Source organism: Pseudomonas sp. LW8, from assembly GCF_041956865.1.
GTDB lineage: Bacteria > Pseudomonadota > Gammaproteobacteria > Pseudomonadales > Pseudomonadaceae > Aquipseudomonas > Aquipseudomonas siliginis.
This window is the reverse complement of the sequence record NZ_CP168138.1, coordinates 3,481,015-3,495,861: the sequence shown is the minus strand read 5'-3', so window position 1 is coordinate 3,495,861 and position 14,847 is coordinate 3,481,015. Positions and strand designations below refer to the sequence as shown.

Here is a 14,847-nt window from a genome sequence, read left to right as displayed (position 1 = left end):
GGACTGATCAAGGAAGGCTCGACATGACCACCGCATTACTGATCATCGACGTCCAGCAGGCGCTGTGTGCTGGTGAATATCAGTGTTTTGAAATCGACCGCGTGATCGCCACGATCAATGATCTCAGCCAACGCGCCCGCACGGCTGGCGTTCCGGTGGTGTTGATTCAGCACGAAGAAAAGGACGGTCCGTTCGTGCATGGCGCGGACGGTTGGCAACTGGCCGAAGGTTTGCTGACTTCGACGAAAGACCTGCGTGTAGGCAAGACTACCGGGGATTCTTTCTACCAGACCGATCTCGGCAAGCTGCTGCCCAGCGAGGACTTCGAACGCCTGATCATCTGCGGCCTGCAAACCGATTACTGCGTCAACGCCACGGTGCGCAGCGCGCATAAGCTGGGCTACGACGTCGTAGTCGCGCAAGATGCACATTCGACGGTCGATAACGGCAACATGAGCGCCGAAGACATCATTGCCCAACACAACAAGGACTTCGCCGCCCTGACCAGTTCCGTGGCACGGATCGACGTCAAACCGGCAGCCCAAATCACCTTCTGAACTCACACAAACCCCCTGTGGGAGCGAGCCTGCTCGCGAAAGCGCTATGACAGCCAACATCAAACCGACTGATATACCGCCTTCGCGAGCAGGCTCGCTCCCACAGGCATTTGGTCGGTCTCAACATCAGAGAGCACCGCAGTCGGAAACGATGCACTAGGTTTGGACGCGATTCGCATCACGCAGCAACCGCTCGATCTGCGCCAGTTCCCATGTGCTGAGCAGACTCACCGGGTCCGTGCCATAACGCTGCCAAGTGTCCAGCGTCGCTTCGTCCCCGGCGCAGTTGCGCGCGTATTCACAGTGATGCAAGTGTCCCTCGGCGAAGTCCAACAGCAGATGCCAGCCCTCGATGTAAACGGCAATCAGCCCGGACTGGGACATTACCTCGCAGACTTCGAACGCAAGCACGCCCAGCGCAGCTTCGCGCAGACGCTGACACACATCCCGGGCGGACAAAAACGCTGACATGCTGCGACTCGATTCGATGGACAAGCCTGCAAGGATAAGGCCCGCGCCACTCCATGTCAGCGTTTCACTGGCCCGAGGCCGAACAATTCCGTAACATTCGCCTCCCTCTTTTTTCGCGAAAACAGCAGCCGTGCCCAGCGGCCGCTCAGTCAGGTAAGCCATGAAACCGATTCGTCTGCGCGCCGATGTCCTCGCCGGACTCACCACCTCGTTCGCCCTGTTGCCCGAATGCATTGCTTTCGCCCTGGTCGCGCATCTCAATCCGCTGATGGGCCTGTATGGCGCTTTCATCATTTGTACGCTGACGGCGCTGTTTGGCGGCCGGCCGGGCATGGTTTCCGGCGCGGCGGGCTCGATGGCGGTGGTGATCGTCGCGCTGGTGGTGCAACACGGCGTGCAATATCTGCTGGCAACGGTGCTGCTCGGCGGTCTGATCATGATGGCGTTCGGGCTGTTGCGCTTGGGCAAACTGGTGCGCATGGTGCCGCATCCGGTGATGCTCGGTTTCGTCAACGGCCTGGCGATCATCATTGCCCTGGCGCAACTGGAGCACTTCAAAAGCGGCGAGCACTGGCTCAGCGGTACGCCGCTGTATCTGATGACCGGGCTGGTGCTACTGACCATGGCCATCGTTTACATCCTGCCGCGCCTGACCAAAGCGGTACCGCCGGCGCTGGTGGCGATCCTTGGTGTCGGCCTGCTGGTTTACCTCTTCGGCCTGCCGACCCGCACCCTCGGCGACATGGCGCACATTGCCGGCGGTCTGCCGACTTTCGCCATGCCGGACATTCCGTGGAGCCTGGAAACGCTGCGCATCATCGCTCCGTACGCGGTCCTGATGGCGATGGTCGGCCTGCTGGAAACCTTGCTGACACTGAACCTGACCGACGAAATCACCGAGACCCGTGGCTATCCGGATCGTGAGTGCGTGGCGCTCGGCGCGGCCAACATGGTGTCCGGTGCGTTCGGCGGCATGGGCGGTTGCGCGATGATCGGCCAGACCGTGATCAACCTCAGCTCCGGCGGGCGCGGGCGCTTGTCCGGTGTTGTTGCCGGTGTGCTGATTCTGTTGTTCATTCTGTTTCTGTCGCCGCTGATCGAGCGTATTCCGCTGGCCGCACTGGTGGGGGTGATGTTTGTGGTATCGCAGCAGACGTTCGCCTGGGCGTCGTTGCGGGTGATCAACAAGGTGCCGCTGCACGATGTGCTGGTGATCATCGCCGTGACCACCATCACCGTGTTCACCGATCTGGCCACGGCCGTGCTGTGCGGGATCATCATCGCCGCGCTCAACTTCGCCTGGCAGCAGGCGCGCGAACTGTACGCCGATGAACACCTGGAGGCCGACGGCAGCAAGCTCTATCGCCTGCACGGGACGCTGTTCTTTGCCTCGACCACGCCGTTTCTCAATCAGTTCGATCCGGCCAACGATCCGGCGAAAGTCACTCTCGACTGCCGGCACCTGAGCTTTGTCGATTACTCGGCGATTGCCGCGTTGAAAACCCTGCGTGAACGCTACGCCAAGGCTGGCAAGCATTTACAGGTGTTTCACCTGTCGGAACGCTGCAAGAAATTACTCAAGCGCGCCGGCGTCGATCACGACTGACGCCGCTGGTTTTGCGTCCTTGAGCCAGGTCTTGCCGAGAATCCGCGAGACCTGTTCGGCGGAATAGGGCTTGGCGAGAAACTCGAAACCTTCGTACCCGCTGCGGGCCAGTTCTTCGCTGTAGCCGGAGGTCAGAATCACCGGTAGATCGGGGCGGCGCTGGCGCAGCTCCCTGGCCAACGCGACGCCGGTGATGCCCGGCATGACCACGTCGGAAAACACCGCATCGAACGCGCTGGCATCGCCGCCCGCCAACTGCAGGGCTTCTTCAGCGTTGGTTGCCCATGCGGTTTCATAGCCCAGATCCTGGAGGATCTGGTTGGCAAAACGACCAACATCGAGATTGTCCTCGACCACCAGTACCCGGCGTTTTTCGCAGGCCGGCTGCACCTCGCCATCGTCCTCAATGTTGTCCTGTTCAGCCTCGTCCGCCGGCACTTGCGGCAAATACAAGGTGAACTCGGTGCCTTGTCCAAGGACGCTGGAGACGTCGACGTTGCCGCCCGATTGCTTGGCGAAGCCGAACACCTGCGACAGCCCCAGCCCCGTGCCTTTGCCGACAGCCTTGGTGGTAAAGAACGGTTCGAAGATGTGTTCAAGGGTGTGTGCGTCGATGCCGGCACCGGTGTCGGCCAGGGCAATCGACACGAAATGGCTGCTGGACCCGGCGTGACCGCGAATCGGCGGCAGCGCTTTGTGGCACTCCAGGCGCAATTTCAGCTCACCTTGACCATTCATGGCGTCGCGGGCGTTAAGCGCAATGTTGATCAACGCGGTTTCGAACTGACTGAGGTCGACACGGATGTAGCAGGGGTGATCCGGGCGTTCGACGCACACGTGAATCTGCGCGCCGGTGACCGATTCGAGCATCTCGCCGATGTTTGCCAAACGTTCGCCGGCGTCGACTACCTGCGGATTGAGCGGCTGGCGGCGGGCGAAGGCGAGCAACTGGCTGGTCAGCTTGGAGGCGCGCTCGACGGTGTCGGACACCGCGCGCATGTAGCGCTGACGGCGTTCTTCCGGCAGGTTGGGCTGGCGCAGAAAATCCACCGACGAACGAATGATCGTCAGCAGATTGTTGAAGTCGTGGGCGACGCCGCCGGTCAATTGGCCGATGGCTTCGAGCTTCTGCGACTGGCGCAACGCCGACTCGGCCTGGGCCAGGCGCAAGCTGCGCTCTTCGACCCGTTGCTCCAGCGTGGCGTTGAGCTCAGCCAGCGCCAGCAGGCCTTCGCGCACATTGGCATCGGCGCGCACCCGCTCGATGTGCGCCCAGCACCGTTCGGTCACTTCGCTCATCAATGCCTGCTCAAATTGCGACCAGACCCGCGGCACTTTGTCGTGGACGGCCATCAATGCGGTCAGACGGCCCTGCTTGATCAGTGGTACACAAATGGTCGCGGTAATACCGATGGCCTGAAAGGTCGCCGACTCTTCCGGTGGTAGCTCGCTGCGGTTGTCATGGATGACCAGCGGTTCCCCGGCGCGCAGCAGACGCACTGCCTTCTCACCGAAATCGCGCAGGCGGTAGTGGCCGACGATGCTTGGCGAACCCGGTGCCGCATAGTCGCCGCGAATGGTGAAGCCGTCCTCGTCGGCATCCATGTCGGCGTACGCGCAGTTGGACAATTGCAACTGCTCGACCATCAGCCGGGTGCTCGCCGCCAGGATTGCTTGCGCATCGGTGGCATTGGTCACCGCTTCGCCGATGGCATCGAGGACGGCCAGGCGTTGGTTGAGATAAACGGTCTGGGTGGTCTCGGTGACCGTGTCGAGCATGCCGACGACATTGCCCAGCGAGTCACGAATCGGGCTGTAGCAGAAAGTGAAGAACGCCTGCTCCGGACCGTTGCCGCGTTCGATCTTCAGGGCAAAGTTTTCGATGTAGGTGGCTTGGCCGGCATAGGCCGCCTCGGCTATCGGGCTGATCTCATGCCAGGCTTCTTTCCAGATGTCGCTGAAAGGACGTCCCAGCGCATGCGGCTTGTCGCCGAGAATCGGCACGAAGGCGTCGTTATAAAGGGTGATCAGTTGCGGACCCCAGACGATCGCCTGAGGGAAATGCGACGCGAGACTGAGCGAGACAGTGGTCTTGAGTACATCGGGCCAGTGTTCCAACGGGCCGAGGGGCGAATTCGCCCAGTCGTGACGGCGGATCTGCCCGGCCATCTCGCCGTTGTCTTGCAACCAGTCTGTCATGGGGTTCGTATCTTTCCGGGCATTTGTCTGAGAACAAAGACCTGCGCGCAGGGTGTTTGGTTTCAGCGCACCAGACACTGTTTGCGCTGCGAATTATTCTGACCTACATCATGGCAGCAAAAAACAGCGCTGGCGAAAAGAGCATCTTTTCGCCAGCGGATTTTTCTTCAGTTCGTGAGCGACTGCTCAGGCCTCGACGGTCGGGAAATCAATGTCGGTCAACGCCGTGTTGTTCAGGTAGTTGGTCAATGTCTGCACGGCCACTAGGGCAATCACTTCGATGATCTTGCGGTCATCGATACCGGCAGCGCGGGCAGCGGCCAATTGTTCATCGCTCAAGTGGCCACGGGTTTCGGTCAGTTGGCGGGCGAGGGCGGCGTAGGCATTCAGTTCGCCGTGACGGGCCGCGACGATGTCCTGTGGCGAGAGCCCGGCCTTGCCGGCGAACATTGTGTGTGCGGACAGGCAGTAGTCGCAGCCGTTTACTTGCGAAGTGGCGAGGTAGACGGCTTCTTTTTCCTGGGCGCTGAGCGAGGTCTTGCCGAGGATCGCCGAAGCTTGCAGGTAAGTGTCGAATGCAACTGGCGCTTGGGCGAGGGTAGTGAAGACGTTGGGCAGGAAGCCGATTTTTTTCTTCACGCCTTCCAGTGCAGGACGGGTGGCATCGGTGGCGGTGTCGAGGCTGATAGCGGGGATGCGGCTCATGGTGATTCTCCGAAATTCCGCAGCGAAGTGCAGCGGCGATGGAGAGATCTTAGGGGCTGCCAATGGCGCTTTGGCGGCAAATCGTCGAGGATATGCGGCAGATCGTCCAGATATGCCTTCGGGAGTCAGCCATGGATCGCCTTTCCACATTACTCAGTCATTTCGGCGTGAACGCCGGCACCTTCCATAGCGGCGCGTTTTGCGGCGTGAGCGTTCACGAAGGCGAGCCGGTCGGGCACGTGCATGTTCTGCAAGCCGGGGCGTTGCTGCTCAAACCGGGCAACGAGCGGGAGATCCGTCTGGACGAACCGTCACTGATTTTCTTTCCCCGGCCGTTTACCCATCGAATGTTTGCCGACGAAGCCATGGCCAGTCAGATTGTCTGTGCATCGCTGACCTTCGACGGCGGCTCGGGCAATGCCCTGGCCGCCGCGCTACCCGACTATCTGGTATTGAAACTCACCGACATCCCGGAACTGCGCAGCACCCTTGACTGGCTGTTCAATGAAGCCTTTGAAGGGCATTGCGGGCGCGTGGCGGTGATGGATCGCCTGTTCGAATTGCTGGTGATTCTGTTGCTGCGCCATCTCATCGGCAGTCGAGATCAGCAACCGGGCATGATGGCCGGGCTGGCTGACCCGCGCTTGTCTCGCGCTTTGAACCTGATCCATGAGCAGCCGCACAAGCCTTGGAGTGTGGCCGATCTCGCGGCGGCGGCGAACCAGTCCCGCGCCGGTTTCGCCGAGCAGTTTCGCCGCGTGGTCGGGCAGACGCCGGCCGATTATCTGCTGAGCTGGCGCGTCAGTCTTGCGCAGAAACGCCTGCGCGAAGGCCGGCCGATTGCGCTGATTGCCGAAGAGGTCGGTTACGAAAGTCCGTCGGCGCTGGCCCGGGCGTTTCGGCGCAAGACCGGGCTGAGTCCTCGGCAATGGAAAGCCGGACACTGAACATTACCTGGCGAATTTCTTCGCTCCGGCCACGCAAAGAATCACCCCAAGCGTTACGCCGAGCATGCCGACGCTGACCTGCTCATGCAGCAACGTCGCCGCCAGCGCCAGACCGAAAAACGGCTGCAGCAACTGCAACTGCCCGACCGCCGCAATCCCGCCCTGGGCCAGGCCGCGATACCAGAACACAAAGCCGATCAGCATGCTGAACAGCGACACGTAGCCCAGGCACATCCACGCAGGCAAGCTGATGTTGCCGAACGAGGCGGGCGCCAGCCACAGGCTCAGCACTGCCATCAGCGGTAACGACATTACCAGCGCCCAGCAGATCACCTGCCAGCCGCCGAGGCTGCGTGACAGTTTCGCGCCTTCGGCGTAACCGAGGCCGCAGGCGAGAATCGCCGCGAGCATCAGCAGATCCCCGATGGGCGAGGCGCTTAGGCCTTGCGACAGAGCGAAGCCCACCACCAATGCGCTGCCCAGCACCGAAAAGATCCAGAACACCGGCCGTGGCCGCTCACCGCCACGCAAGACACCAAACATTGCCGTGGCCAGCGGCAGCAATCCTACAAACACGATCGAATGCGCTGACGTTACGTGCTGCAATGCCAACGCGGTCAGCAGCGGAAAACCCAACACCACGCCCAGCGCCACAATCACCAGCGACAGCCACTGATGGCGCGACGGTCGCGGTTGCTTGAACAACAGCAGAAGTCCGACCGCCAGTGCGCCGGCAATCGCTGCTCGCACCACGGTCAGAAACACCGGATCGAATTCCAGCACCGCCAAGCGTGTGGCCGGCAGTGAACCGCTGAAAATCAGCACGCCGATAAAACCGTTGATCCAGCCGCTGGTTTTTTCCAGCGCCGGGTTGGCCGCAGTCGATGTTGTGTGCATGTCGGTCGCGCTCAAATAGTGGGTTGTATTGCGGCGATCCTAGGGCTGAGAATCAGCACAATCAAAAAATTGTCATGGATACAGCCGGCATGCCCCGATCCCGTTACAAGACCTTGGTTGACCGTTACGCGGCGGATATTCGTGGCGGACGACTGCCGCCGGGCACGCGATTGCCTACGCATCGGCAACTGGCGGCGCAGGAAGGACTGGCGCTGGTTACCGCTTCACGGGTTTATGCCGAGCTTGAGGCGATGGGCCTGGTCAGTGGCGAAGCCGGGCGCGGCACTTTTGTGCGGGAAACGTCGCTGGCGCCGGGGCAGGGCATCGATCAGAAAGACGTAGCGGTCGGCATGATCGACCTGAATTTCAACTATCCGTCGTTGCCCGGTCAGGCTGAGCTGTTGCGCACGGCGTTGCGGCAACTGGCGTTGTCCGGCGATCTCGAAGCGTTGCTGCGTTATCAACCCCACGCCGGACGTGCCCACGAACGCGCCTCGGTGGCGCGACATCTTGTCGACACGCGGCGTGACCGTTGGAGCCGACCGAAGTGCTGATCGTCAATGGCGCTCAGCAAGGTTTGGCGGTGACGCTGATGGCCCTGCTCAAACCCGGTGATGTGATCGCCGCCGATGCGCTGACGTATTCCGGGTTCAAGGTGCTGGCCGACGCGTTGCATCTGGAAGTGCTGGCGATCCCGATGACGGAGCACGGCCCGGATTTGCCGGCACTGGACAGGCTCTGCCGCCAGCGTGCGGTGCGCGCCGTGTACAGCATGCCGACGCTGCACAATCCGCTGGGCTGGGTCATGCCACTGGAACAGCGCGAGCAATTGGTGGCGATTGCCCGGCGCTATGATCTGACACTTATCGAAGATGCGGCCTACGCGTTTCTGGTGGAAAATCCGCCGCGAACCTTGATCGATCTGGCACCGGAACGGACGTTTTACGTATCGGGCCTGTCGAAAAACATCGCCACCGGATTGCGGGTCGGCTTCATCGCGGCGCCGCTGCCTCAAGTGCCCGCACTGGAACGAATCATTCGCGCGACAACGTGGAACACGCCCGGGGTGATGACCGCCATTGCGTGCGGTTGGCTCGACGACGGCACCGTCACCGTGCTTGAGGAGCAGAAGCGTAGTGATGCGATGGCGCGACAGGCCTTGGCCGCCGAGGTGCTGAAGGGGCTGCGCTACATTGCTCATCCGGCCTCGTATTTTCTGTGGTTGCCGTTGCCCGAAGATGTGCGTGCCGATCAGATCGTGGTCGAGTTGATGCAGCAGCAGATTTCGGTCACCACCGCCGAGCCGTTTTCGCTGTCGGCCAATACGCCCCATGCGATTCGTCTGGCGTTGGGTTCGGTGGACATGAAGGTGTTGTGTCAGGCGTTGATCACTGTCGGAACGATTGTCGGCGCTTATCTGTAAACTGCGTTCACGCCATGCAAAGCCAGGTTTGGACTGTTTAATGAAATTCACCACAGCACTGCTTCTCGCCTTGATCTTCAGCACCAGCGCTCAGGCTGAGGGCGATCCTGAAGCCGGGGCGAAAATCTTTCCGCGTCTGTGCGGCGGTTGCCATCAGGTTGGCGAGTCGGCTCGTTCGGGGTTTGGTCCGCAGTTGAACGGCATCGTTGGCCGGGCTGCGGGGGCTTCGGCCAATTATGTTTATTCCGCTGCGATGAAGAACTCGGGGATTACTTGGGATCGGGCGACGTTGAAGGCTTATCTGAAGGATCCGAAAGGGGTGGTGCCGGGGACGCGGATGATTTTCTGGGGGCTGAGTGATGAGGAGAAGTTGAATAATTTGTTGGCTTATCTGCAGAAGTTCAGTGCTGAGCCCTAGTCGGGCGATGGTTTCCTGGCTGATTGAGTACATATCCATTGCTGCGGTAACGGCTGCTTAGGGTTCCGCCCTTACGGCGGGTCACCTTTTTCAAACGCCGGAGTGCCGGCCCAGCAAAAAGGTAACCCAAAAGGCTTGCTCCTGCGTTCGGCCCTCGCAGGCTCGGGTCCCTTCGCTGCGGGATCGATCCGGGCGCAGCGGCTCCGGTTTGCTTCGCTGCACCTACACTCGCTGTGTCTGGCTGCGCCAGACGGTCGCTGCGCTCCCACCCCCGGATCAATCCCTCCGCTCAGCCTTCCGACGTCGCCGGTGGATCAAAAGCAAGATCAAAAGCACTCGAGCTAACGCTCATTGTTGAGTGGGGCGGCTTCGCCGCGGGCAGCTGCGCTGCTTTGCTTTTCTGTGGGAGCGAGCCTGCTCGCGAAAGCGGTTCTCCTGCCGACCCATATTTGCGGTTTTCCCCCATCCCTGGAGGAGCTGGCTGGCCAGCGAGGCCGGCGGGCCGACCTGTCTCAGGTTGATATACGCGGTGTCAGTGAGCATGGAACGCCACCTGATTGCGCCCCGCAGCTTTCGCCTGATACAGCTGCTGATCGGCGCGTTTGATCAGGGCCGTGTGGTTGTTGTCTGCCGGATCTGCCAGGCCAAGGCCAATACTCACCGTGACGTTGCCGACGCCGGGAAACTGCGCTTCGGCGACTGCCATGCGAATTTTTTCGGCAACGACTTCCGGGGTGTCGGGTTGCGCGACTTCCGGCAGCAGTACGGCGAACTCTTCGCCGCCGTAGCGGGCGACGAAATCGGTGCTGCGCACGCTGTTCTGGATCAAGGTCGCCAGTTGTTGCAGGACCTCATCACCGACCGCGTGGCCGTGGCTGTCATTGATGCGTTTGAAGTGGTCGGCATCGATCAGCAGCAGGGCGAACGGGCGTCCGGTGCGTCGGGACAGCAGCGAATACTCAGTGATTTTTTCGTCAAAACGGCGACGGTTGTAAACGCCGGTCAAGCCGTCGTGTGTGGCCAGGCTCAGCAGTTCGGCGTTGGCCTCGGTGAGTGCGGCGGTGCGTTGCGCCACGGTGGCTTCCAGCGAGGCGTTGGCTTCTTGCAGTTCGCGCTCCTTGCCTAGTAGCGACTGCGTCATTGCGTCGATGGACTGGCCGAGCTGGGCGATTTCCAGCACCGGATGCTGCAGCTGGAACTGCGCGCCGGACTGGTTGTTTTGCACCTGTTTGGCCGAGTGCGCGAGTTGTTCGATCGGGCGGCTCAGGTACAGCGCCAGGTAATAAGCCACCAGACCGAAAACGATGGCGGCGAAAACGCCGAGTATCAGCAATTCGTATTGCAGCGTCCGCGCCGGTTGCAGCGCAGTCTCCAGTGGCTGGCGAATGGCGATCGACCACGACAGCGCCGTGCCCGATGGCGTCGGCACAGTGACCATGCTGGTCAGGTAACCGTTGGCCGCCGTCCAGCCCGACAATACCGGATCGTTGGTCGCCAGCTGTTGGCCCATCAGCGCTTCGGGGTAGAGCACCTTGCCGTCGTGATCGACAATCAGCGCCTGGATATCCGGCGCCGAGTTCTTGTGGGAAAACGCTGCCGACTCGACGATGCGCGTTACCCAACTCCAGTGTGCATGTGCGCCCAGCACGCCAATCACCTGTCCTTCGGCATTGTGGATCGGCGCGGCGAAATCGATGAAGCGCAGCGGCTCGCCATTGGGCAGGCCCGGCAACAACTTGGCCAGCAACACTGCTTCATGGGGATCGCCGGTGTATTGCCGGCGCAGGCCGATCTGGAACCACGGGCGTTTCTGCACTGATTGACCGACCAGCAGATCATTGACGGCCTGGCGGACGTTGCCCTCGGCGTCGGTGACGCCCATCCACGCATATTCGGCGCGCGCCTGGGTGCGCAACTGCATCGACTTGAGGATGGCTGGGTTGTCCAGATCTCCGCGCTCCAGATGCGGTGCGCGACTGAGCAGGTAGACCTCCAGTTGCCGTTCGCGCAGCTGTTCGCCCAACAGCGTCGCCGCTGCACGCGCGGTGTTCAGCAAGGCGTTGCCGCTGGCCTGCTTCATTTGTTCGGTGGCGATGTGACCGACATAAAAGCCGACGCTCAATAACGTCAGCAGGGACAAACCGCCGAACCACAGGGTGAGATGGCTACGCAGACTGGCTTTGAACATGGAGGCGGGTGTCTGTCTTTATTGAAGTGGCGCCATGGTATGCGACATCGCCGATGGGCGGCCAGCGAACGGGTTCATGTAAATACAAAGAAGATTGATGCCAATGAGCCATCATTTTGGTTAGAATGCGCGCCGCCCGAGAGACGGATCCCGGGCTTTTTCCCATGGAGTTTTACCGTGAAATACCTCAGCAAAGTAGTCGCCGCCACACTGTTCGGTGTGGTTCTGGCAGGTTGCACCGGCGCCCCGATGAAAACCGCCCATTACGACAGCAACCAATACACCGTGGTTGGCCACAGCGAAGCATCGGCCACCGGCCTGCTGCTGTTTGGCATCATCCCGATCCGCCAGAACAGCCGATTTGTGCGCGCGCAAAACGCGGCCATCCAAGCCAAGGGCGGCGATGCAATGATCAACACGCAGGTTCAGGAAAACTGGTTCTGGGCCTGGGTCCTGACCGGTTACACCACCACCATCTCCGGTGATGTGGTCAAGCTGAAAACCGCGCAATAAGCGACGGTTGAATGCAAAAAAGCCCGGCTGATCAGGCCGGGCTTTTTCATGGGTGTTGCGGTCATGCAGATGATTCAGGCGACACGGCGTTCGATCAGACGATCAGAACCACCTTCGGCAACACGGCGTTCGAGCAGACGATCCGAACCACCTTCGGCAACGCGGCGTTCGATCAGACGATCAGAGCCACCCTCGGCAACGCGGCGTTCGATCAGACGATCGGAACCACCTTCAGCAACGCGGCGTTCGATCAAGCGATCAGAGCCACCTTCAGCAACGCGGCGTTCGATCAAGCGATCAGAGCCACCTTCAGCAACGCGGCGTTCGATCAGACGATCGGAACCACCTTCGGCAATACGGCGTTCGAGCAGACGATCAGAGCCTCCTTCAGCAACGCGGCGATCGATCAAGCGATCGGAGCCACCCTCGGCAACACGGCGTTCGATGAGACGATCCGAACCGCCTTCAGCAACACGGCGTTCGAGCAGACGATCTGAACCACCTTCAGCCAGACGGCTTTCGATCAGCTTGTCCGAGCCGCCTTCAGCGACCAGGGTGTGAGCAGGCGTTACTGCAAAAGCGTTAACTGCGAAAACCGAGAAAGCGATGCCGAGAAGGGTTTGGCGTTTCATGATCGTGTGCTCCAGAAAGTTGTTTGTTTGTCTGGAGCCGATGTTACGCCGCGCAGTTTTTATGAGAACTTCATTGACGTGATGGTGAACATCGACGCCGATGATGTTTGCCATGAGCGGCGATTCAGAGGGCTTTTGCCCGAATGCACAACTCGCCGCTGGCACGAATCAGCGCCATGTCATGCAGCGCATCGGCGGCCAGACCGTTGCGGACATTGGCCAGCCATGCCGGGCAATTCGGATCCTGGCGATAGGGCGCGAAGGCGGCGTACTGCTGCAACAAGCGCTTTTGCAGTTCATCCAGGCGCGGGCGGATCTGTTTGCCCAGATCCGGACGCGGTGTGTCCGGTGCAGCACCTGCCGCTTGCCATTGCGCGAGCAGACCGTATTGCACCAGTTTGTTCGCTTCCATCTGTGCGGCGATCAGTTGCGCGACATCGTCTGCGTCGAGTTGATGTTCGGCGGCCAGAGTTCGGGCATTGGCGATGACCTGCGCCTCTCTCGGGCTGTCCTGGATCGGCTTGCCGCTGTCCCACTTGGTCAACGCAACCAGATCGCCGATGCTCAGGCGTTCATTCAAAGTGGCCAGTAGCGGTTTCAATGAAGCAGGCGCCGCTGCGGGTGCGCCCGCCTGAGCGTAGGCGGCCGACAGAGCGAGGAGGGAGCCAAGCAGAAAATTTGCAACGTTACGCATGAACCGAGCCTCAATAGTCAGTGTCGAGAGAATCGCTGATTTACCACAGCCGCACACTGACACAAAGCGATGCCTGGCATTTACACAAATGCAAAACAGGCAATCAACGCCGATGGGAAATGTTGATTGCACGCTGCACGCAACTCACCGAAGCTATCGTCAATCAGGCCTGCCGCCGTCGAGATGGACCTCCATTCAATGCAAAGCGCCACCTTCGCCAAGCCGCTCTGGCAAACCTATCTGCTGTTTCTCGCGCCGATGGTGCTGTCGAACTTCCTGCAATCGATGTCCGGGACGGTCAACAGCATCTATATCGGCCAGATGCTCGGCACACAGGCGCTGGCGGCGGTATCCGGCATGTTTCCCGTCGTGTTCTTTTTCATCGCCCTGGTCATCGGCCTTGGAGCTGGCGCGGGCGTGTTGATCGGTCAGGCGTGGGGCGCGCGCGAAACGCACATGGTCAAGGCGATTGCCGGAGCGACGTTGCTACTGGGTGTGTTGATCGGTTTGGTCGCGGCGGTGCTGGGCACGGTGTTTGCGCGACAGGCACTGACGGGGTTGGGCACGCCGGCGGATGTGCTCGACGACGCGGTGGACTATGCCCACGTCATGTTGTGGATTCTGCCATCGCTACTGGTATTCGTGCTGTTCACCCAATTGCTGCGTGGTGTCAGCGATACGCTGTCGCCATTACTCGCGCTGATCGTCTCCACCACCGTGGGGCTGGCGCTGACGCCGGCATTGATTCGCGGCTGGCTGGGCTTGCCACCGTTGGGCATTCAGAGCGCGGCGTATGCCGGGCTGGCGGGGAATCTCTCAGCAATGGCGTGGCTGGCCTGGCGGCTGATCCGCAAGGGCCATCCGCTGGCGCCGGATCGAGAGTTCTTTGCCGCATTGCGACTGGATCGGGTCATTCTCGGCAAGGTCCTGCGCATCGGCCTGCCCACCGGCGTACAGATGATCGTGCTGTCGTTATCGGAGCTGGTGATCCTGGCACTGGTCAACCAGCACGGCTCGCAAGCGACGGCGGCGTATGGCGCAGTAACGCAGATCGTCAACTATGTGCAGTTTCCGGCGCTGTCGATTGCGATCACCGCATCGATTCTCGGTGCCCAGGCAATCGGCGCCGGGCATTTGCAACGCATGGGGCCGATCCTGCGCACCGGGCTGTTGATCAACGTGTGCCTGACCGGTGGCCTGATTGTGTTGGGTTATCTGCTATCGCACTGGTTGCTGGGCCTGTTCCTGACCGAGGACTCGACCCGGGCGATGGCCGAGCATCTGCTGCACATCATGCTCTGGAGCCTGTTGGTGTTCGGCTTCCAGGCCATCATCGGCGGGATCATGCGCGCCAGCGGCACCGTCCTGGTGCCGGTGGTCATTTCGATTGTCTGCGTGGTCGGCGTGCAGTTGCCGGCGGCGTACTGGCTCGATGGGCAGTTCGGTTTGCAGGGTGTGTGGATGGCTTTTCCGGTTGCCTATCTGGGGATGCTGATACTGCAGACGCTCTATTACAAACTGGTCTGGAAACACCAGAAGATCGAGCGGTTGATTTAGGCACGGCGGACAAACATTTCTCTGTCCCCCGAGACGAAAG

At 60.8% G+C, this 14,847-nt stretch carries 13 protein-coding genes and 1 pseudogene; 7 read left to right on the top strand and 7 right to left on the bottom strand.

The window, feature by feature from the left end; translation table 11 throughout:
- Window positions 1-23: 23 nt before the first annotated feature.
- Window positions 24-557: a cysteine hydrolase family protein gene (locus AB9L16_RS15830; protein ID WP_095182052.1), complete on the top strand. Its 534-nt coding sequence runs from the start codon at window positions 24-26 to the stop codon at window positions 555-557.
- A 156-nt stretch (window positions 558-713) separates the two neighbouring features.
- On the opposite strand, the gene AB9L16_RS15825 is transcribed toward AB9L16_RS15830, so the two are convergent.
- Entirely contained in the window at window positions 714-1,028 is a 315-nt protein-coding gene (locus tag AB9L16_RS15825; protein ID WP_150741133.1) for a hypothetical protein, read from the bottom strand.
- A 160-nt stretch (window positions 1,029-1,188) separates the two neighbouring features.
- Between AB9L16_RS15825 and AB9L16_RS15820 the strand changes: the two genes are divergently transcribed.
- A complete protein-coding gene (locus AB9L16_RS15820; RefSeq protein ID WP_252867857.1) occupies window positions 1,189-2,634 on the top strand; it encodes a SulP family inorganic anion transporter in 1,446 nt (481 codons plus the stop codon).
- On the opposite strand, the gene AB9L16_RS15815 is transcribed toward AB9L16_RS15820, so the two are convergent.
- Together AB9L16_RS15815 and AB9L16_RS15810 are read right to left on the bottom strand one after the other, a co-directional pair.
- Window positions 2,602-4,833: a response regulator gene (locus tag AB9L16_RS15815; protein WP_375122370.1), complete on the bottom strand. Its 2,232-nt coding sequence runs from the start codon at window positions 4,831-4,833 to the stop codon at window positions 2,602-2,604. The genes AB9L16_RS15820 and AB9L16_RS15815 overlap by 33 nt on opposite strands.
- Window positions 4,834-5,019: 186 nt before the next feature.
- Window positions 5,020-5,538, bottom strand: coding sequence for a carboxymuconolactone decarboxylase family protein (locus AB9L16_RS15810; protein ID WP_095182048.1), 519 nt, complete (start codon window positions 5,536-5,538; stop codon window positions 5,020-5,022).
- Between the two features lie 131 nt (window positions 5,539-5,669).
- Here AB9L16_RS15810 and AB9L16_RS15805 point away from each other — a divergent pair, with 131 nt between their 5' ends.
- On the top strand, window positions 5,670-6,485 hold the full coding sequence (locus AB9L16_RS15805) for an AraC family transcriptional regulator (RefSeq protein ID WP_150741130.1): 816 nt from the start codon (window positions 5,670-5,672) through the stop codon (window positions 6,483-6,485).
- A 3-nt stretch (window positions 6,486-6,488) separates the two neighbouring features.
- On the opposite strand, the gene AB9L16_RS15800 is transcribed toward AB9L16_RS15805, so the two are convergent.
- A complete protein-coding gene (locus tag AB9L16_RS15800) occupies window positions 6,489-7,382 on the bottom strand; it encodes a DMT family transporter (RefSeq protein ID WP_305381069.1) in 894 nt (297 codons plus the stop codon).
- 89 nt (window positions 7,383-7,471) lie between these two features.
- On the opposite strand from AB9L16_RS15800, the pseudogene AB9L16_RS15795 reads away from it, so the two are divergent.
- Both AB9L16_RS15795 and AB9L16_RS15790 read left to right on the top strand, forming a co-directional pair.
- Window positions 7,472-8,805 (top strand): annotated as a pseudogene (locus AB9L16_RS15795) (PLP-dependent aminotransferase family protein).
- 40 nt (window positions 8,806-8,845) lie between these two features.
- Entirely contained in the window at window positions 8,846-9,223 is a 378-nt protein-coding gene (locus AB9L16_RS15790) for a c-type cytochrome (RefSeq protein WP_375122369.1), read from the top strand.
- Between the two features lie 532 nt (window positions 9,224-9,755).
- Here AB9L16_RS15790 and AB9L16_RS15785 read toward each other — a convergent pair.
- Window positions 9,756-11,411, bottom strand: a complete 1,656-nt coding sequence (locus tag AB9L16_RS15785; RefSeq protein WP_252876550.1) for a diguanylate cyclase — start codon at window positions 11,409-11,411, stop codon at window positions 9,756-9,758.
- Between the two features lie 177 nt (window positions 11,412-11,588).
- On the opposite strand from AB9L16_RS15785, the gene AB9L16_RS15780 reads away from it, so the two are divergent.
- Window positions 11,589-11,924: a hypothetical protein gene (locus tag AB9L16_RS15780; RefSeq protein WP_095182042.1), complete on the top strand. Its 336-nt coding sequence runs from the start codon at window positions 11,589-11,591 to the stop codon at window positions 11,922-11,924.
- Window positions 11,925-11,998: 74 nt separating this feature from the next.
- Here AB9L16_RS15780 and AB9L16_RS15775 read toward each other — a convergent pair whose 3' ends face one another.
- Both AB9L16_RS15775 and AB9L16_RS15770 read right to left on the bottom strand, forming a co-directional pair.
- Window positions 11,999-12,556, bottom strand: a complete 558-nt coding sequence (locus AB9L16_RS15775) for a phage infection protein (protein ID WP_375122368.1) — start codon at window positions 12,554-12,556, stop codon at window positions 11,999-12,001.
- Window positions 12,557-12,680: 124 nt separating this feature from the next.
- A complete protein-coding gene (locus AB9L16_RS15770) occupies window positions 12,681-13,250 on the bottom strand; it encodes a chorismate mutase (RefSeq protein ID WP_375122367.1) in 570 nt (189 codons plus the stop codon).
- Between the two features lie 198 nt (window positions 13,251-13,448).
- On the opposite strand from AB9L16_RS15770, the gene AB9L16_RS15765 reads away from it, so the two are divergent.
- On the top strand, window positions 13,449-14,807 hold the full coding sequence (locus tag AB9L16_RS15765; protein WP_095182040.1) for an MATE family efflux transporter: 1,359 nt from the start codon (window positions 13,449-13,451) through the stop codon (window positions 14,805-14,807).
- The last annotated feature ends 40 nt before the right edge of the window (window positions 14,808-14,847 follow it).